22 protein-coding genes are annotated in these 18,236 nt (G+C 38.0%); 13 read left to right on the top strand and 9 right to left on the bottom strand.

Going from position 1 to position 18,236, the window contains the following annotated elements; all coding sequences use genetic code 11:
• Positions 1-18: 18 nt before the first annotated feature.
• Complete coding sequence (locus tag ACFX4E_RS18715) at positions 19-1,083, bottom strand: NAD(P)/FAD-dependent oxidoreductase (protein ID WP_028409598.1); 1,065 nt, start codon at positions 1,081-1,083, stop codon at positions 19-21.
• A 382-nt stretch (positions 1,084-1,465) separates the two neighbouring features.
• Between ACFX4E_RS18715 and ACFX4E_RS18710 the strand changes: the two genes are divergently transcribed.
• From ACFX4E_RS18710 to ACFX4E_RS18695, 4 genes are all read left to right on the top strand, one after another.
• Positions 1,466-1,705: a YuzB family protein gene (locus ACFX4E_RS18710; protein WP_013059622.1), complete on the top strand. Its 240-nt coding sequence runs from the start codon at positions 1,466-1,468 to the stop codon at positions 1,703-1,705.
• Between the two features lie 301 nt (positions 1,706-2,006).
• Entirely contained in the window at positions 2,007-2,861 is an 855-nt protein-coding gene (dapF, locus tag ACFX4E_RS18705; RefSeq protein WP_028409596.1) for a diaminopimelate epimerase, read from the top strand.
• A gap of 75 nt (positions 2,862-2,936) precedes the next feature.
• Positions 2,937-3,302, top strand: coding sequence for a HesB/IscA family protein (locus ACFX4E_RS18700; RefSeq protein WP_013059620.1), 366 nt, complete (start codon positions 2,937-2,939; stop codon positions 3,300-3,302).
• A 149-nt stretch (positions 3,303-3,451) separates the two neighbouring features.
• Complete coding sequence (locus tag ACFX4E_RS18695; RefSeq protein ID WP_028412618.1) at positions 3,452-3,970, top strand: hypothetical protein; 519 nt, start codon at positions 3,452-3,454, stop codon at positions 3,968-3,970.
• Between the two features lie 27 nt (positions 3,971-3,997).
• On the opposite strand, the gene ACFX4E_RS18690 is transcribed toward ACFX4E_RS18695, so the two are convergent.
• Positions 3,998-4,990 carry an NAD(P)/FAD-dependent oxidoreductase gene (locus tag ACFX4E_RS18690; protein WP_377238066.1) on the bottom strand — a complete coding sequence of 331 codons (993 nt, stop codon included), beginning with the start codon at positions 4,988-4,990 and terminating at the stop codon, positions 3,998-4,000.
• A 492-nt stretch (positions 4,991-5,482) separates the two neighbouring features.
• Between ACFX4E_RS18690 and ACFX4E_RS18685 the strand changes: the two genes are divergently transcribed.
• From ACFX4E_RS18685 to ACFX4E_RS18675, 3 genes are all read left to right on the top strand, one after another.
• Positions 5,483-6,697 (top strand): NAD(P)/FAD-dependent oxidoreductase, encoded by a 1,215-nt coding sequence (locus ACFX4E_RS18685; RefSeq protein ID WP_025752690.1) that lies wholly within the window; start codon positions 5,483-5,485, stop codon positions 6,695-6,697.
• A 123-nt stretch (positions 6,698-6,820) separates the two neighbouring features.
• Complete coding sequence (locus ACFX4E_RS18680) at positions 6,821-7,144, top strand: YuiB family protein (protein ID WP_028409594.1); 324 nt, start codon at positions 6,821-6,823, stop codon at positions 7,142-7,144.
• Positions 7,145-7,225: 81 nt separating this feature from the next.
• The gene (locus tag ACFX4E_RS18675) at positions 7,226-7,873 is read left to right on the top strand and encodes a 3D domain-containing protein (protein WP_028409593.1); all 648 of its coding nucleotides are present in this window, start codon (positions 7,226-7,228) and stop codon (positions 7,871-7,873) included.
• Positions 7,874-7,915: 42 nt separating this feature from the next.
• Here ACFX4E_RS18675 and ACFX4E_RS18670 read toward each other — a convergent pair whose 3' ends face one another.
• A complete protein-coding gene (locus ACFX4E_RS18670) occupies positions 7,916-8,392 on the bottom strand; it encodes a divergent PAP2 family protein (protein ID WP_013085319.1) in 477 nt (158 codons plus the stop codon).
• 244 nt (positions 8,393-8,636) lie between these two features.
• Between ACFX4E_RS18670 and ACFX4E_RS18665 the strand changes: the two genes are divergently transcribed.
• Both ACFX4E_RS18665 and ACFX4E_RS18660 read left to right on the top strand, forming a co-directional pair.
• The gene (locus tag ACFX4E_RS18665) at positions 8,637-10,130 is read left to right on the top strand and encodes a leucyl aminopeptidase (RefSeq protein ID WP_098791938.1); all 1,494 of its coding nucleotides are present in this window, start codon (positions 8,637-8,639) and stop codon (positions 10,128-10,130) included.
• A 266-nt stretch (positions 10,131-10,396) separates the two neighbouring features.
• On the top strand, positions 10,397-11,716 hold the full coding sequence (locus ACFX4E_RS18660) for a Na+/H+ antiporter family protein (RefSeq protein ID WP_028409591.1): 1,320 nt from the start codon (positions 10,397-10,399) through the stop codon (positions 11,714-11,716).
• A gap of 51 nt (positions 11,717-11,767) precedes the next feature.
• Here ACFX4E_RS18660 and ACFX4E_RS18655 read toward each other — a convergent pair whose 3' ends face one another.
• The 3 genes from ACFX4E_RS18655 to ACFX4E_RS18645 all read right to left on the bottom strand — a co-directional run bounded on the left by ACFX4E_RS18655 (position 11,768) and on the right by ACFX4E_RS18645 (position 13,157).
• The gene (locus tag ACFX4E_RS18655) at positions 11,768-11,959 is read right to left on the bottom strand and encodes a hypothetical protein (RefSeq protein WP_013059611.1); all 192 of its coding nucleotides are present in this window, start codon (positions 11,957-11,959) and stop codon (positions 11,768-11,770) included.
• 116 nt (positions 11,960-12,075) lie between these two features.
• Entirely contained in the window at positions 12,076-12,612 is a 537-nt protein-coding gene (locus ACFX4E_RS18650) for an HD domain-containing protein (RefSeq protein WP_028409590.1), read from the bottom strand.
• A gap of 176 nt (positions 12,613-12,788) precedes the next feature.
• Complete coding sequence (locus ACFX4E_RS18645) at positions 12,789-13,157, bottom strand: YuzC family spore coat inner layer protein (protein WP_060745804.1); 369 nt, start codon at positions 13,155-13,157, stop codon at positions 12,789-12,791.
• Positions 13,158-13,263: 106 nt separating this feature from the next.
• Between ACFX4E_RS18645 and ACFX4E_RS18640 the strand changes: the two genes are divergently transcribed.
• Together ACFX4E_RS18640 and kapD are read left to right on the top strand one after the other, a co-directional pair.
• Complete coding sequence (locus tag ACFX4E_RS18640) at positions 13,264-13,647, top strand: hotdog fold thioesterase (RefSeq protein WP_028409588.1); 384 nt, start codon at positions 13,264-13,266, stop codon at positions 13,645-13,647.
• Positions 13,648-13,991: 344 nt separating this feature from the next.
• The gene (gene kapD, locus ACFX4E_RS18635; protein WP_013059607.1) at positions 13,992-14,606 is read left to right on the top strand and encodes a 3'-5' exonuclease KapD; all 615 of its coding nucleotides are present in this window, start codon (positions 13,992-13,994) and stop codon (positions 14,604-14,606) included.
• A 36-nt stretch (positions 14,607-14,642) separates the two neighbouring features.
• Here the strand turns inward: kapD and kapB are convergent, their stop codons facing one another.
• Positions 14,643-15,023 (bottom strand): kinase-associated lipoprotein KapB, encoded by a 381-nt coding sequence (kapB, locus tag ACFX4E_RS18630; protein ID WP_013059606.1) that lies wholly within the window; start codon positions 15,021-15,023, stop codon positions 14,643-14,645.
• 85 nt (positions 15,024-15,108) lie between these two features.
• Here kapB and ACFX4E_RS18625 point away from each other — a divergent pair, with 85 nt between their 5' ends.
• Together ACFX4E_RS18625 and ACFX4E_RS18620 are read left to right on the top strand one after the other, a co-directional pair.
• On the top strand, positions 15,109-15,306 hold the full coding sequence (locus ACFX4E_RS18625; RefSeq protein WP_028409587.1) for a hypothetical protein: 198 nt from the start codon (positions 15,109-15,111) through the stop codon (positions 15,304-15,306).
• A 103-nt stretch (positions 15,307-15,409) separates the two neighbouring features.
• Positions 15,410-15,934 carry a superoxide dismutase family protein gene (locus ACFX4E_RS18620; RefSeq protein ID WP_013059604.1) on the top strand — a complete coding sequence of 175 codons (525 nt, stop codon included), beginning with the start codon at positions 15,410-15,412 and terminating at the stop codon, positions 15,932-15,934.
• A gap of 35 nt (positions 15,935-15,969) precedes the next feature.
• Here the strand turns inward: ACFX4E_RS18620 and ACFX4E_RS18615 are convergent, their stop codons facing one another.
• Entirely contained in the window at positions 15,970-17,142 is a 1,173-nt protein-coding gene (locus ACFX4E_RS18615) for a MalY/PatB family protein (RefSeq protein WP_028409586.1), read from the bottom strand.
• Between the two features lie 166 nt (positions 17,143-17,308).
• Positions 17,309-18,157, bottom strand: coding sequence for an alpha/beta fold hydrolase (locus ACFX4E_RS18610; RefSeq protein ID WP_013059602.1), 849 nt, complete (start codon positions 18,155-18,157; stop codon positions 17,309-17,311).
• Positions 18,158-18,236 lie beyond the last annotated feature (79 nt).

Below are 18,236 nucleotides of genomic sequence, written 5' to 3'. Positions count from 1 at the left end.
CATCTAACGGCTTTTATTTTATCCACTATGGTGTTTATACATCCAAAGAATACCTGATTTTAATAATCGAGCTACGCGTCCCGTAATTGGACGTTCGGCAACTAAGCCAAATCCATGCTTTTTGCCTAATGAACCAAGTATGCCTTTTAATTTAATAGTTGGCAATTCATCTGGAAGCGCTTCGCCTTTCCAGCGGTGAAGAAGTACTTGGACAATTTGTTCAGCCTGACCTTCTGCAAGCTGAGCGCTTGGTGCATGCGGTAGGCTTGCACAATCACCTAAAATGTAGACATTTTCATCGTCAGGCAAGTTATGGTATTTCGTTAATACGACGCGTCCTTGAGGATCTTTGTCTACGTCTAGATCGCGTACCACTTTATTTGGCTGGATACCTGCTGTCCACACGATTGCATCGCTTTGAATGGGCTCATCATGATTATAAAGAATGTTCGGTTCTACTTTTGTAATATTAGCACTATTTACGATTTCAACACCGTTTGAAGTAAACCAAGTTTGAACGTAATTACTTAAACGTTCTGGGAAAGCAGATAAAATTAATTTACCGCGGTCAAATAAGATGATTTTTAAATCCGGGCGGCTTTCTCTTAGCTCGCTTGCTAGTTCTACTCCGCTTAATCCAGCTCCTACAATTGAAACAGTAGCGTGAGCTGGCAAGTTGTTTAATGTCTGATAAGTTGCTCGTGAAGCATCAATGGATTGAATGCTGTATGTATGCTCAAGAGCTCCGGGAACTCCATGATATTTATCTTCGCATCCGAGTCCTACAATCAGGTCATCGTAAGCGATCATTTGATCATCTACATAGACGCATTTCTCTTTTAGGTCTATGCGTTTTACACAGCCGTAGCGAATTTTTAAGCGAGGGTGTTCAGGAAAAGCAACACGAACATGCTGATCAGAGATTGTTCCAGCTGCAAGTGCATAGAATTCAGTTTTTAGTGAGTGATAAGGTGCTTTGTCAATAAGCGTTACTTCTACATCGTTAGGCAATTGATTCGGAAAAAGGCGCTGCAAAACGCGCATACCACCGTATCCGCCGCCCAGTATGACAAGGTTCTTCATGTGAATTTCCCCTTTAGCTTCATGCATTTTTGTTTTCTCTCTATTATTCTTACTTTTAAGAATAGGAGAGTACAAATTACCGTTAATAAGGATGGTTGCCAAAAAGATATGAAAGGCTATATAAGATAACATATTTTACTTAAATAATAATTTAATATAACCTCGTTTGGTTTTCTATACATAAAAGTATAACTAAATTAATAAAAAACCACAATATGTTTCAACATAATTTCAAGCTATCCCTGTAATAAAGCTTTATTTATACGTTTTTTTGAAAAAGTCTGTGAAGCTAAAAAGCGTGCGCAAAATGGACGTAAATTTCCAAAGTTGACGTTGAAAATGAAAGAAGATAGGATAAACTAATAGTAGAGAGGTGAGAAACGTGATACAGCCAATTATTGAATTTTGCGTTAGCAATTTAGCCAGTGGTTCTCAAACAGCTTTAGAAAAGCTTGAAAAAGATCCAAATCTAGATATTATTGAATACGGATGTTTAGGTTATTGCGGGAAATGTTCACAATCTTTATTTGCCTTGGTAAACGGAGAGATTGTTACAGCGGAAACACCTGAACAGTTAGTAGATAATATTTACATTCATTTAGAAGAAAATCCAATGTTTTAAACTATCCCCGCTGTCGTATCTCTTTTTATCAGGAGAGGGACATGAGGCTAATAGAATAGATGATGTAAGCACGGCTAGTCTTGCCGTGCTTTTTTATGCGTTTTGCGCAAATATCTGTGCTTCAACCATTCTCTTTGCAATCATAATGCTTCTTTTGTTTTTTAATACTCCAAAGGAGGACAAAATAAAAAACCCCTTAATCTTTATGATTAAGGAGCTAAAAAAACGGGGGATGATATTATTGTGTACAAAAGAGAATCACTTTATACTAGAGCTACATAAAAAAATAATGGGTGATAATATGAAAAAATTTCAGTTTACAAAAATGCATGCACTTGGCAACAACTATATCTACGTAAATATGTTTGAAGAACATATAGAAGAGCAAGAGTTAGCACCGCTTGCTGTAAAAGTCTCAAATGTTTATACGGGAATTGGATCGGATGGAATGATTCTTATTTGTCCATCTGAACGTGCAGATGTGAAAATGCGCGTATTTAATAATGACGGCTCGGAAGCAAAAAACTGCGGAAACGGTTTAAGATGTGTAGCTAAATATGCATATGAACATAATTTAGTAACAAGCGAAAGATTTTTTATCGAAACGCTTTCTGGAGTTGTAGAAGCAACGGTGCATCCGCAGGGAAATGAAGTTCCAGAAGTGACAATCGATATGGGAGCGCCTATTTTAGCTAGAGAACAAATTCCAATGACGGGAGCAAGCCAAGACCAGGTCGTTAATGAAGAGATGGAATTTGGAAAAGAACGGTTAAAAGGGACGGCTGTATCAATGGGAAATCCTCACGTTGTCTTTTACGTAAATGATATTGAACAAGCGCCACTTACTACATTAGGGCCCGTGGTTGAAAAAGATTCGCGTTTTCCAGAAGGAGTGAACGTTGAATTTGTCGAGGTAGTGAACGAAAGAGAGCTGAATTTTCGTGTGTGGGAAAGAGGCTCCGGTATCACTCAAGCATGTGGAACAGGAGCATGCGCTGCCGTTGTTTCATCTGTGTTAAATGAGAAGACGAAAAAAGATGTCCCTACCGTCGTACACCTCGCTGGAGGAGATTTAACGATTGTTTGGCAAAATAAAGGCAATGTATTAATGACAGGTCCAGCCAATGTGATTTGTGACGGCACGTATTATTATTAAAAAATGAAGAAGCAGACGATTTGTCGTCACAGCCATTTCGTCGTATACTAAACAAAAAAGGAGGTCTGTTTAAAAATGAGTCAAGATATCCTAACAATTACAGAAGCTGCAAGCTTTCAAATAAAAGATATGATGAAAGAACATGAAGAAGAAAATGCCTATTTACGTGTTAATGTAAATGGAGGAGGCTGTTCAGGTCTTTCTTACGGCATGGGTTTTGCTCACGAAGTAAATGAAAACGATACGCTGTTTGAACAACATGGCATTAAAATTCTTGTAGATAGCGAAAGTGCTCCAATTTTAAAAGATGTAAAAATTGATTACAAGCAATCTATGCTAGGCGGAGGGTTTACAATTGATAACCCAAACGCCATTGCAGCATGCGGCTGCGGCTCTTCTTTCCGTACAGCAAGCAACGCAGGTGCTCCTGAAGAGTGCTAAATATATTTTTATCAAGAAGCTTTCTTCACCTCATCCGGTGAAGAAAGCTTTTTTAGTGAGGAATTTTTGTATGTTACATCATCTGTCAAAACTGTTGACTGAATAATCAGTCTTTTTTATACTCAATAAAAAAGAGGAGATGAACGGATTTGATAGATGCGACTCGTTACGACGCGGAACAAGTAGGAGGTTACGGAAGTTTTCGCAAAAAAAACACCCTGCCTATTCTATGGAAGGGGTTTATAAACTGGTTAAAACTTGAAAGTAGCAAAATGGAGTCTAAGAATGCAAAAAGTATTCACTTCAGTGAATCGCATTTATTCGTTCAGCATTTGCCTTTTTCCTCAGGTGAAGCCTGTCATCAAAACTCGTCCTCTGCGCCTCTTAACCATTCTGAACCTTACATTCGCTATTATGAAAATGCTACTGCCTCTCTGGCTGAAAGCTACGGAGCAGTTGAAGGAGAGCATATTCTGCTGATTGAACGTATTGCCGGTCAATCAGAGGTAGTAAAATATTTAAGTAAGCTCGAAGGTTTGAAGGCCTACAGAATGACCGTAACTAGTCAAGAAGGAAACCATTCCTTTTATGAAATCTGTTTAATAAGCAGTGATGCGGAAATGATGAGTGAAATCATTCATCGAATGGTTACACCAATCCAGCAATAAAAAAAAGCAGGCGAGAGCCTGCTTTTTTTATGAGAACATTGACGTACTGTGCATAGGCTGTAAGCGAGCCTTTGGATCAATGTATGCCTTAGCGTTATTAACGGCAGTCGGACCTTCGCCAAATCCTGCCACGATGAGTTTTACTTTTCCATCATATGTGCAGACATCACCTGCTGCATAGATGCCAGGAATGTTTGTTTCTTGCTTTGAGTTAACAACAATTGCATTTTTCTCTAAATCTAAGTCCCATTCTTTAATTGGACCTAGAGAAGAAACAAATCCAAAGTTTACAATAACATCATCTACGTCTACTACTGTCTTTTCTTCACCTTTTGTGTTTTCTAACACAACTTGTGTAATACGGTCATCTCCAACAAATTCAACCGGTACATACGGTGTTTTAATATCAACTGATGAATTATGCAAGTTTTCTACGCTGTGTTCATGAGCGCGGAACTTGTCTCGGCGATGCGTTAACGTTACTTTTTCTGCGATCGGCTCTAACATAAGAGACCAGTCTACAGCAGAATCCCCGCCCCCGCATACTAATACTTTGCGGCCTTTGAATTTATTCATATCATCCACAAAATAATGAAGGTTCGTTTGCTCGAAATGTTCTGCGTTTTCTAGCTCGATTTTACGGGGCTTAAATGCACCGTTTCCAGCCGTAATAATAATTGTTTTTGAATAGTGGACTTCAGAATTAGTAGTTAATCGAAATACACCGTCCGCTTGTTTCTCTACCTTTTCTACAGCTTGCTCTAGCGCAACTGCAGGTTTAAATTGATCCATTTGCTCTTTTAGATTATTGACTAATTCTTGAGCGCGTACTTTTGGAAAACCAGCTACGTCATAAATATATTTTTCAGGATATAAAGCAGAAAGCTGTCCACCAAGCTGTGGTAAGCTTTCAATAATTTTTACGCTCGCTTGACGCATACCGCCATAAAATGCTGTAAATAAGCCTGTAGGGCCGCCTCCGATGATGGTAATATCATATACTTGTTTATCTTCTTTCATTTATAATCACCTCTAGATTGTTCTGTGCCAATGCATATTCTACTTTATGATAGCATAGTAAATTATAAAATATCATTAAAACACGCTGGAATGTTTGAGAAACTTTCTCAACTTAAAAATCAGTATTTGTAATCATTAACATAACCACACGTTTTGGTCAAATATAAAACTGGGTATACAGGAAAGTAATTGAAAATTTAAAAGCTTGTAAATACAAAGTGAAGGGTTGAAAAATCGATTAAAAAAGCATAAGATGTTTGTGTAAATCAAGCTAGGCCTTATGCTTACATTTTTTTGAAAAGAAAAAATGTATTTTTTTAAAAAAGAACGTGAAGTGATTCACATTGTTTTTCTTATATGAATAATAAATGGATAGCGATGATCGTTCTTGCTCAAACTAACATAAAAAAGCAAACCAAATAAAATTGCTCTTATCATTATATTTGTAAGACATACTTGTGACTATAACTAAAAAAGGTGGATGACATTCCTATGAAAAAGCCTAAAATCGTCATTTTAGGTGCCGGATATGGCGGCATTATGACAATTGTTAATTTACAAAAGAAACTGGGTGCTAGTGATGCGGAAATTGTTTTGGTAAATAAAAACGATTACCATTACGAAACGACATGGCTTCATGAAGTATCAGCAGGTACAATTCATCAAGATCGCTCTCGTGTTCCTGTTAAAAATTTAATTAACACAAATAAGGTTACATTTATCAAAGACACGGTCGTAGATATTAAGTTAGATGAAAAGCGTGTTCTTCTTGAAAACAGTGAGCTAACGTACGATTATTTAGTTGTTGCTTTAGGGTATGAAGCAGAAACTTTCGGAATTAAAGGTTTAAAAGAACATGCATTTACCATTACGAGCATTAATGCAGCACGTCAAATTCGTGAGCACATTGATTATGTGTTTGCGACGTACAACAATGAAGTGGAAAAAAGAGACGAACTTCTGACCATTATTGTTGGGGGTGCTGGCTTTACCGGGATTGAATTTGTGGGAGAATTAGCAAATCGAGTCCCTCAGCTTTGCAAAGAGTTTGATATTCCGCGTGAAAAAGTACGCGTTATTTGTGTAGAAGCAGCGCCTACGGCTTTGCCAGGTTTTGATCCAGAACTTGTAGAATATGCGGTAACACAACTAGAACGAAAAGGAATCGAGTTCAAGATCGGAACAGCGATTAAAGAGTGTACAGAAGAAGGAATTATTGTATCAAAAGATGACCAAGTAGAAGAAATCAAATCAGCAACAGTTGTATGGGCTGCAGGTGTTCGAGGCAGTCATGTGATTGAAAAAGCTGGATTTGAGAACATGCGCGGACGTGTAAAAGTAAGTAATAGCTTGCTGGCACCAGGGCACGAAGATGTGTTTGTTATTGGAGATTGTTCACTAATGATTAACCCTGAAACAGAACGTCCTTATCCACCAACAGCTCAAATCGCTATGCAGCAAGGCGGTACCTGCGCTGAAAATATTAGCCGTTTGATGAAAGGGCAAAAAGAATTAAGTGAGTTTAAACCAGATATTAAAGGAACGGTATGTTCGTTAGGGCATGATGACGCAATTGGTGTTGTATATGGTCGAAAACTATTTGGTTCAAGCGCATCTTTTATGAAAAAAGTTGTTGATAATCGCTCGCTTTTCCTTCAAGGCGGAGCAGGTCTTGTATTGAAAAAAGGAAAATTTAATTTCTTTTAAAACAAAAAGCAAAAGGTCTTTAAGCCTTTTGCTTTTTTTGGTATTAACTTACTTTTCTGTGATTGACGCCTTCATTACTCTTAAGTAAACTGAGAGTATAAAGAGTAACGGAGGCGAAAAGCAATGGAAATGAGTGTGCCTGTACTAATTATCTCCATCTTGTTGTTTTTTGTTTTGTTTTTTGGAATCGGTTTCTTATTAAATATGCTGCTTCGTATGTCTTGGATTATGGCCATTATTTATCCCGTGATTTTTATTTTTATTATTGATGATGTAAGAGCGGTTGATTACATTCAACATCCCGCTTACTCCTTTCAGCAGCTAGGGACAAAAGTGCTATCTTTAGCCACAGCTGACATTACAATTTTAATGGCTGGTTTTATAGGTGCACTAGCTTCAGGCATTACCATTAAATCTTTACGAACAAGAGGGTACCAAATGTTTTAAATGTAAATTCTTCTCGCAAACGAATAATTTGTTTTTATGTTGGAAACAAATAGATTCGTGAGAGGAGTTGTGGAAATCACAATGATTGGAAAAATAGCAAAGCGATTCATTATGTGCCTACTACTGGTCGGAGCGCTGTTTACAACATATGAAGCAATTACTGGCGTCCCAATAACCACAGTCATCAAATATATGCCTTTTATAAACAGTACAGGGCATCCTCTAATGAATGAAAGGCTCTTGCCATCACTTCTAAAACCACTAAGAGCTGAAGCGGCTAGCAATGACAAAGAGCGTCTGACGATTGAAGAAGCATTTGATTGGTCGCGTTATCCAACTAAGAATGTATTAGCTACGGGTTACACAGCTGGTTACGAATCAACTGGGAAAAATCCCAATCATCCAGGGTATGGTATTACATATTCGGGCGTTAAAGTAAAACGTGACTTGTATTCGACCATCGCTGCTGATTTAACCATATTCCCAATCGGCACGATCTTGTTTATTCCGGGCTATGGCTATGGAGTGGTAGCAGATAAAGGTGGGGCTATTAAAGGCAATCATCTTGATTTATATTTTGAGACTGTTTCCGATGTGTACAACATATGGGGTAAAAAAGAATTAAACGTCTATGTAGTGAAATCAGGGGACGGCCGCTTAACTGAAGAAGAGTTAACAATGCTGAATGAAAAGAAGTCGATGCAAGTTTTTCGCCAGCAGGTAAAATAAACGAGAAACACATGAAGAACTCTTCATGTGTTTTCTTATGTTTTATGGCCATACATAATATGTTACAAAAGCAACTGCTATCCCTGTTAAGGCTCCAAAGAAAACTTCAATAGGCTTATGTCCAAGCAGCTCTTTTAGCTTCACTTGTTTTTCGTCTTCTTCATTGGTCGTCCACAGCTTTGCCTCTTTTACCGCGCGCTGAAAGTCTTCAACCAAACGATTTAAAACCGTTGCTTGCTCTCCTGCGTGTCTTCTTACCCCTTTAGCATCGAACATGACAATAATGGCAAAAATAGCGGAGAGAGCAAAAATAGGAGATTTAAGACCTTCTGCTAGCCCAATGGCAGTTGCTAAGGAAGTTACTGCTGCGGAGTGAGAGCTTGGCATGCCTCCCGTACTAAAAAATAAGCTGCCGTCTATTTTCTTAGTAGCTACAAAAGAAAGGGGAATCTTAATAAATTGAGCAAAGAAAATAGCGATTAATGAACTCCAAAGTGGAAAATTTGAGAATAACTCCATTGAGACGTCCTCCCTCAACTTAAAATGTCTGAAAAGCTAAACCCGTATGGTGAAAAAAGCGGTAGATGAAAGTATATGTGTGAAACTAAGGGTTTTGAACTGTGATTAAAAATTGTATTTCTGCTATCATATGTATATAGATGAAAACAGTGGTGAATATGATATATATTCCACTTGCTGAATAGATTAAACAAAGCAGATGATAAATAAAAATAAAATCTCTATACGTAAAAGGAGGAATTTTATGTTTTCGCATGTAGAAACATTTGGTGTTGATCATCAAACAGAAGCGCTGGTAATCGGGTTATTTAATCAAAACCAACAGTTTGAAGGCCTTCTAAAAGAAATTGATGAAGCTTTAGGTGGACAGCTCATTCATTTGATTAAAGAAGGGGATATACGTGTACAAGAAAAACGTATTTCAACGATTCATACACTAGGAAAATTAGGAGCAAAACGTCTTTATTTTGTAGGACTCGGACGAAAGCAAGCGCTAACTAAAAATGGGCTCAAAGAGAGCTTTGGGCTGTTATTTAAAAAGTTAAAAGAAGCGAAGATTTCAAACGCATCGGTAGCCCTTTCTACATTTGATACAGGAGCGTGGTCAGAGCAAGAAACTGCAGCTTTGTTAGGAGAAGCTCAACAGCTTGCAATGTACGAGTTTGAAAACTACAAAAAGAAATCAAACGAACCTGACAAACAGCTTGAGAAAATTGAACTGCTTTCTTTTTATAAAGACGTTGTACAATCTGCTTTGGTTGGATATACGTATGGAAAAGCAACAAACTCAGCGCGCACCCTTGTTAACTTACCAAGCAATATGCTAACGGCTACAGATTTAGCTAATTATGCAGTAGAAATGGCACATACATATGGTTTTGAATATGAAATTTTAGAAAAAGAAGAGATGGAAACATTGGGAATGGGCGCACTGTTAGCAGTCAATCAAGGTTCCGCAGAGCCTCCTAAAATGATTGTCCTAAAATATCAAGGAAAAGAAAAATGGGAAGACGTTATTGGGTTGGTAGGAAAAGGGATTACTTTTGACACAGGTGGTTACTCTATTAAATCTAAAGACGGGATTGTAGGTATGAAAACAGATATGGGCGGAGCTGCATCTGTTCTTGGTGCAATGGAAGCGATTGGAGAATTAAAACCTCATCAAAACGTAGTAGCTGTCATTCCATCAACTGACAACGTTATTAGCGCGCGTGCTTTTAAGCCAGATGACGTAATTACAGCAATGAATGGAAAGACAATAGAAGTACTGAATACAGATGCTGAAGGGCGTTTAGCGTTAGCTGATGGTATCTCCTATGCCAAACACCACGGAGCAAATTATTTAGTAGACGTGGCGACATTAACGGGTGGTGTAATTGTAGCTCTTGGTACACATACAACTGGGGCAATGACGAATGATTCCGCTTTGTTGCAGCAAATAGCGAAAGCGAGCATTGAGACAGGCGAACCGATTTGGGAACTGCCTATTACAGAACGAGACAAAAAGCGTGTTCGGGGAAGTAAGGTAGCAGATTTAAATAACTCTCCTGGACGGGAGGGGCACGCAATTATGGCAGGAACCTTTATTGGTGAGTTTGCAGAGCAAACACCATGGGTTCACTTGGATATTGCTGGAACTGCAACATCCGCTGCTTCTCATGAGTTGGGACCTTCAGGTGCAACAGGCGTGATGGTGCGAACACTAGCTGCAATGGTTTGTTCATTTGAAGTCAATTAATGAAAAAATATAGCATTTATAGAAAAAAAGTAAAAAGGAGCATCGATGATGCTTCTTTTTTTAATATGTTTACATAATGTTTTTTCTTTTTAGTAAGAAAAGATTATTTAGAAAAACCCTTATATTGTTAAGGGTGTAGAGAAGTTAAACAAACGTTTATTTAATAAGATGATTGACTTTTTTTCTATACCTAATATAATGAACATGTTGTTTATCTCTCTAATGTTTTAATGAGATAAAGTAAAAAGAAAAATGGAGGTTTCAAAATGAATGCAGTATTAATAGCTGTGCTCGTGATGCTGATTTTGAGCTTATTGCGTATCAACGTTGTCTTTTCTTTAGCAGTCGGAGCGTTAATTGGAGGACTTGTTGGCGGTATCAGCCTAACAGATACAGTAAGTATATACACAGATGGTCTTGGAAACAGTGCTTCTGTTGCATTAAGCTATGCTTTGCTTGGAGGATTTGCGATGGCTGTTTCGCGGACAGGGCTGCCTGATGCCGTTGTTCAGCTAGCGTTAAAAATAGTAGGGAAAGAAGGAGAAACGAAAAAGAAGTCACTGTCAAAAGTACTGATTTTATTGATCATCCTTATTATTTCATGTTTTTCTCAAAACGTTATTCCGGTTCACATTGCATTTATTCCGCTTTTAATTCCACCTCTATTAAAAGTATTTAATCAGTTGAAAATCGATCGCCGATTAGTCGCAACAGTGATTACATTTGGATTGGTTACACCTTATATGTATTTGCCGGCAGGATTCGGTAAGATTTATCACGACATTTTATTTACTAACATCAAAGAAAGTGGATTAACAATTGATAAAGGAGATATTACTACGGCGATGGCTCTTCCAGCTTTAGGAATGGTAGCGGGCTTATTGTTTGCTGTGTTTATTTCGTACCGCAAGCCGCGCAGTTATGAAGACATTGACATCGATCAAGGCACAGAGGAGCGTACAGGTTACACAACAAGAGGAATTATAGTAGCTCTACTTGCGATTGTAGCGGCTTTAACTGTGCAGCTCTTAGTAGATTCTATGATTTTCGGAGCGCTTGCAGGGATTGTTGTCGTTTACTTCAGCGGGGCTTTGAAGTGGAATGAAGCAGATCCAGTATTAACGAACGGAATGAGAATGATGGCTTTTATCGGATTTGTTATGCTGTCTGCCTCTGGTTTTGCAAAAGTTCTTCAAGAAACTGGAGATGTAGAAGCGCTTGTAAAAGGCTCTGTTGCTCTTATTGGCGGCAACCAAATGCTAGGTGCATTTCTTATGCTTGTCATCGGGCTTTTAGTGACAATGGGCATTGGTTCTTCTTTCTCTACCATTCCAATTATCGCGACGATTTTTGTTCCTCTTTGCTTAGAACTTGGTATGAGTCCAATGGCAACGATTTGTATTGTTGGTACAGCGGGAGCGCTTGGAGACGCTGGTTCACCAGCTTCAGACAGTACGCTTGGACCCACATCTGGATTAGCAGTCGATCGTCAGCATGATCATATTTGGGATACGTGTGTACCAACTTTTCTTCACTATAACATTCCACTTATTATTTTTGGGTGGATAGCCTCAGTTATCCTGTAAATAGAGGCCCTATAATGACAAAAAGCAGCCGATCAAAACCGGCTGCTTTTTTCATGCTTGAGAAAGAGTAGAAGCAGTGCTGTCACAAGCTCCTAATGCTTGCTCTACAGCCTGAAGAGATTGTTCAATACGTTCACGATTTGAATCTTTCTCTACCGTTTGAAGAGCTTGTTCAAGGCTTGCTTTTGCCTGATTTAATGATGTGCAAGAATCTTGCACGTAACCTCTAGCGTTTTTAGACATTCTTCTTCCTCCTAACTAACCAAAAATGAGAATCAATAAGTAGTATGAGTAATTTGCAGGGAATTATGAGGAGAAATAATAAAAAGGATTAACTCTTATGAAAGGAGTTAATCCTGTCAGCCTAACTGTTTAAATTGGTTGGAATGTAGAAGTTCAAGCACTTTCTTATCAAGCTCCTTAATTTTCTTTACAGCCAGATTATATTCCAATTCACGGTAATGGTGTTTGCCGCCTGGCTCTTCATCAGCTTCATCAGCTAGTTTGACTACTTTTTGAAGAGGGCGTTGTTGAATTGTTCCTTCAGGCAAATATGAGTCTGTGTGTAGTAAAATAGCTAAAGCAATTTCTTTTGCCGCCTGAGGTTCCTCACCTAAACGAATGAGTAATTTATGTGCACGTTCAGCCCCTTTAATAGCGTGAATATCATTTTGACGATACTTCTCATAATCCCACTGACCATTTGTGTACCATTCGTAGTGGCCAATATCATGAAGCAGCGCTGCTTTTGTAGCTAAATCCGGGTTTACATTATGCTGTACGGATAGACGAAACGCATGATAGGCGACGGATACAGCATGCGCAACGCCAGATCGAGTTAAATATTTTTGAGCGATAGGATGCGTGAAAATTTCTACTAGCGTAACATGTCTCATCATGTCATCCCTCCTAAAGAAAAAATATATTTCCAAATACAATATCATATTTGTATCCTAAATACAATTATCGTGTAATTTGTTTTTACATACAAAAATGGCATATATTATAATATTCGTAACGAAACAACATGTACATCTTTTTTTGAAGAAAATAAGACTTTTTTCCTTGTATTTTACCATCTAATATTTAACGATACGTGACAGCAGTCAAATTGGGTATCGGGATGAATAAACGTAATTTTAATATAGTCTGGAGTATAAAAAACATCGATTTTTGTCTTAACACCAGTGGAAAGAATGAGTCTTTTTACTTCACTCATTTTGGATTCTTGAGCAGCAGCTTTTATTTTTTTTATTAAATTTGGCGAAGTATTAGCTCTTTGAATAAAGATAGTAGCGCTTTGCATGGTAGAGGGAATAACTTTAAGAGATTGCTGAAATGTCGCGATGTTCGCCTCAGGTAAGTTAGGTACCCTGTATGTATAAGGGTGAGGCATGTAGTACGATGGCCAATAGTAAGACAAGGGAGCAAATGATTTCATATAAGAATCCTCCTAGAAAACGGATTTTTATTATGTATATGTAGAGGGTTCGTATATGTTGTAGCAAAACCGTTATTGTATACTAGATGCAAAGGGAGGTATGGATATGAAAACAAAAGATACGCTGTTAGAAGCATTAGGAATTGAGATTATTAGTGCGAGTGAAGAAAGAGTGGAAGCGACGATGCCTGTTGATGAGCGAACGCGTCAGCCATTCGGGCTTTTACACGGAGGAGCATCGGTGGCGTTAGCTGAAACTGTGGCTAGTCTAGGTGCCATTAAAAGTGTCGATCTCGAAAAAGAAATTTGCGTAGGTTTAGAAATTAATGCCAATCATATCAAAGGGAAAAAAGATGGAATCGTTACAGCTATAGGCGTTCCTTTACATAAAGGAAAAAAAACAGCGGTTTGGGAAGTGAAAATTCAAGATGAAAAAGAGAATTTAATCTGTATATCCAGATGTACCCTTGCTATTCTGCCTAAAGCCTAAACATAAGAATGCTTAGTCTAGAAGGTGTGAGGTATGCTTTTGGAGTCAGAAGGAGCCACCTCACACACTCGTGTTAGAGTTTAAAGAGAATGTGGAAGAGCGAATACATAAAAAAGTGAAAAAATAGGTAAAAAAATAAGCGAAATTATGTCTATTCGTGACAGTTACCCTGCGCATAGAGACATGCTCTAGAATATAGTAGTAGTAAAGTATTCTTTTTATTCAGCAACTAGAATATTCATAATATTAAAAATAAGAACAGAAAATAGACCTTCCGATTGTTCAATCGTGCTATAATAGCATTAATATAGTAGGGCGGTTTATTTTACAAAGGGGTGATAATATTGGATAAGAACTCTCAGTATTTATTCATTGATTTTGAATTTACAATGCCAGAGTATAAGGGTTTTCCAAAAGGCTTTTTTCCGGAAATCATTGAAGTTGGTTTGGTGTTTGTTAAAAATCAAGAAATCATTGATCGTTTCTCCTCTTACGTACAGCCTACACACTTTACAAAATTAACTGAGCGCTGTAAATCATTTCTCCATATCGAACAAAATCAAGTAAATGAAGGCATTACGCTAGAGCAGCTTGTACAGCGACTGGGCATGTATAAACACAGCACGATCATTACATGGGGGAACATGGATATGAAAGTATTAAGGCAGTGCTGTCAAAAAAATAAGGTGCCATTTCCTTTTGCAGGTAAAGAAATTGATCTTTCAATGGAGTATAAGCGCTTTTTTGGAGATCAAAATCAAACTGGCCTTTGGAAAGCTGTGCAGGAGTATGGTAAAGAAGGAACTGGAAAGCACCACTGTGCGCTTGATGATGCGATGACGACACTCAACATCTTTAAGCTTGTAGAAAAAGATAAGCGGTATCTTCAAAAACCAGAGCCAACGACCATAGGAGATCGAATCGATTTTTCAAAAGTATTAAATAAATTTGCATTATAAAAGCCAAATCACTTCTACGTGAATTTGGCTTTTTACTTAATGAATACCGTACTCTTTTTTTAACTCTTCTAAACAGGCAATACTTGCTTGAGCAAAAGGGCTGTCTTTGGCTTGTTGCTCAGCTATCTTTAATTCAAGTGCTTTTTTTAGTGAATTTTTATAATCGGGAACGCTGTCTTCATAGAGATGAACCATTTTTTGAGGAATATTGGCCTGCTCTCGAAATGCAAGTGCTTTTCGCTCGTGAAAAAATGGTACGTCCACTTGCCCAGGATTATGTAAGTCACCTTGTTCTGGATGCTTTAACACAGCTTGAATCCGCACAACATAATGCAGATCTCGAACTTGTGTAATTTCACCGATATATTTCCCAGTTTTATAAAGTGCCGTAACTGTTTGACCAATTGTAAATGTCATATTGCCAGATCTCCTTTAAGTAAAGTGTTTGTTATCACCAGTATAAATCAAAACCCCCTACCGTTTCTATGAAAGGATGTTGTACATGATGTATTTAATGTTTTTGCTTTATTTTCCGGAAGATAAAAGAGAATATATTCCTGCTTTTGCTACTATGGCGCTTTTTGTACTAGCAGCAGTTGCAGTATGGCGTTTAATCATTAAGATTTCGAAAAAAGAAGAAGAAAAAACGAAGGAATTAGAAGCAAAGCTGAAAGAACAGCAAAATAAGAAATCACTGTAATGAAATGCAAATAAAATGTAAGCGTTTAAAATAATATGTTGCTGGACAATCTATGGAAAGACATCTAAAACTTTCGCTAGTGCATACGCGATTGGAGGGCAACATGAAAAAACTACTACTCATTGGAACCGTGCCTTTTTTCTTGTTAACGGGGTGTATGGAAAAAGAAATATCCAATAAAGAAGTTAAAGTCTACAACGCAGATGGAGATAGCATCGGTACAGTCAAGTTGAAAGAGCAGGCCGATGGAATTGAGTTTACGTACAACTTAAGCGGACTTCCACCTGGGGAACACGGCGTACATATTCATGAAATGGGGATTTGCAAAGCTCCTAACTTTAAAAGTGCGGGCAATCACCTTGATCCTGATAAAAAGAAACACGGATTGTTAAATCCAAAAGGACCGCATTTAGGCGATATGAAAAATATTGTGGTAGAAGACGATCAGACGTATACAGGAACAGATATGGTTCCTCAAGTCACGTTAAAAGAAGGAAAGACATCTCTTGTTAAGCGTATGGATGGTTCGTCCCTTGTTATTACCGAACAAGGGGATGACGGAATGACAGAGCCATCAGGTAATTCTGGAAAGCGAATCGCCTGCGGGGTTATTTCAAAAAAACATTAAAAACAGCGTTCTTTCGTGAGAAAGAACGCTGTTTTTTACGTTAAAGCTACTTTTAAGCGATTTAATCCTTCTTGAAGTTGTTCATGTGAACAGCCAATGTTCAAGCGGATAAAACCTTTTCCATATGTGGAGCTGTATTTTTCGCCTTTTTCTACGGCGATTTTCCCTTTTTTTAATAAGCGTTCATGTAATTCTTCTTCTGATAAATGCAGCTTGTTGCAGTCAATCCATAGTAAATAAGTTCCTTCTGGCTGAACCACTCGCAGTTCAGGCAAGTTCTCACTTATAAAACGCGTCACGAGATCTACATTTTTCTTCAGATACACAAGCAGTGCTTCTAGCCACTCTTCACCTTCACTGTAAGCCGCCTCTAATCCAATTATTCCGAATGTGTTTAAATTAGAAAACCCTTGTTTTTGCTGCTGCTGAACATACTGTGTGCGCAGTTTCTCATTTGGAATAATAACAGCTGAAGCCTGAAGTCCCGGTATATTAAATGTTTTGCTAGGGGCCATACACGTAATGGTTCGATTGGCTGCATCTTCACTCACCATGCTGATGGGAATGTGTTTATAAGGCTGATAAACTAGATCAGAATGGATTTCATCTGAAACAATTAATACATTGTATTTTTCACAAAGGTCGGCAAGCTTCTTCAGTTCTTCTTTTGTCCACACGCGTCCTACTGGATTATGAGGGCTGCAAAGAATCATTAATTTTACGCCTTCTGCAAATTTTTTCTCTAAGTCTGAAAAATCAATTTCGTATTTATCGCCTGCAAGTTTTAACGGATTTTCAACAACTTCTCGATCATTTACCTTTATCATGTTAAAAAATGGAGTATAGACTGGAGGCTGAATTAAAATTGAATCTCCGGGTTCCGTAAATGCTTGAATAGCCATACTCAGGGCAAACACAACTCCTGGACTGTATGTAATCCATTCATGATCAATGGTCCACTGATGCTTTTTTTCTATCCAGGATGATAAAGCATTCGCCGTAGATTCAGTAGGGGAAGTGTAGCCGAAAATACCATGTTTGACACGCTCATTAATGGTTTGAAGAACATTAGGCGGCGCTTGGAAATCCATATCAGCTACCCAAAAAGGCAGAACATCTTTTGCTCCAAAAACAAGATCAGTTTTGTCCCACTTTACCGACTGCGTACCTGTACGGTTAATTAATTGATCAAAAGAATAAGTAGACAATAAAAGTACCCCCTTTTTAATACAATAGTTTGCTTATCTTTAATACGTTTGTCAACGAAGTTAACTTGTGAAGTCAATAAAGAAAGTGAAAAAATTGCTGAAGCACGACTAATAAATTTTGATTAAAGTTAGCGCCTCGTGTGAAATATACGAACCCGCCCCGTCATTATTGAGACAGGGCTTTTTCACCGTACAAGAAATCGACCATATGAGATTGCACAATGTCGGGACACTCTTCCGGTAAAAGGTGTCCAATTTCCTTTAAAGAGATAAAGGTAGAGTCTGTTAAATCATCTTTTAACTTACGTCCGAGATGCAAAGGAACAACCCGGTCTTCTTCTCCCCAAATGAGTAAACTTGGTTTTTTTATGTGCTGCAAATCCTTTGAGGATAGGTCTCCTTCTCGATCACGAATCATTCTCGTTAAAGCCATAAACGTACGGTCATCCAAAAATGGTTCAGTATAGCCATCAATCATTTCTTCGTCGATTAACTTATGGTCAAATACGACATTTTGCAAGTTGCCTAATACACCTTTGCGAGACAGCCACGTTTTTACCCACAGATAAAAGAAGGGAACATAAGAAGACATGACCAATCCATAATGTGAGGGGCCTAAATAAGCTGAGCTGCAAAGAAGAACTAGTTTCGATACGCAAGAAGGCTTTAACTTTGCTACGTTTAAACAAACTTGTCCTCCCATTGAGTGTCCCGATAGTACAACATCTTTCAATTTTAAATATTCAATCAACTCGATGACAATTCTGGCTAAATTTTTATACGAGTATTGAAAGGTTAACGATTTTTCACTTCGCCCAAATGGCGGAAGGTCCAGCGTAATGATAGAAAACGTATCTTCAAATAAAGGAATTAAACGTCGAAAGCTAAAACTCGATGATAAAAAGCCGTGAATAAATACAATGGCTGGTTTATCAGGGTGATAGTTATGGCATTCGTAGTAAACATTGACTCCATTAAAAGTACGCTGGTGGCAAGTAATTTTAGATTCAGTCAATTTGTTTCACTCCATCTTTTTCTTTCTAGTCTGTCCTAATTTCCAGCAATCTATAAAATGAAACTCACTTACCGGTATA

Source organism: Priestia sp. YIM B13491, from assembly GCF_042787605.1.
Lineage (GTDB): Bacteria > Bacillota > Bacilli > Bacillales > Bacillaceae_H > Priestia > Priestia megaterium_E.
This window is presented reverse-complemented; position numbering and strand designations above follow the sequence as displayed.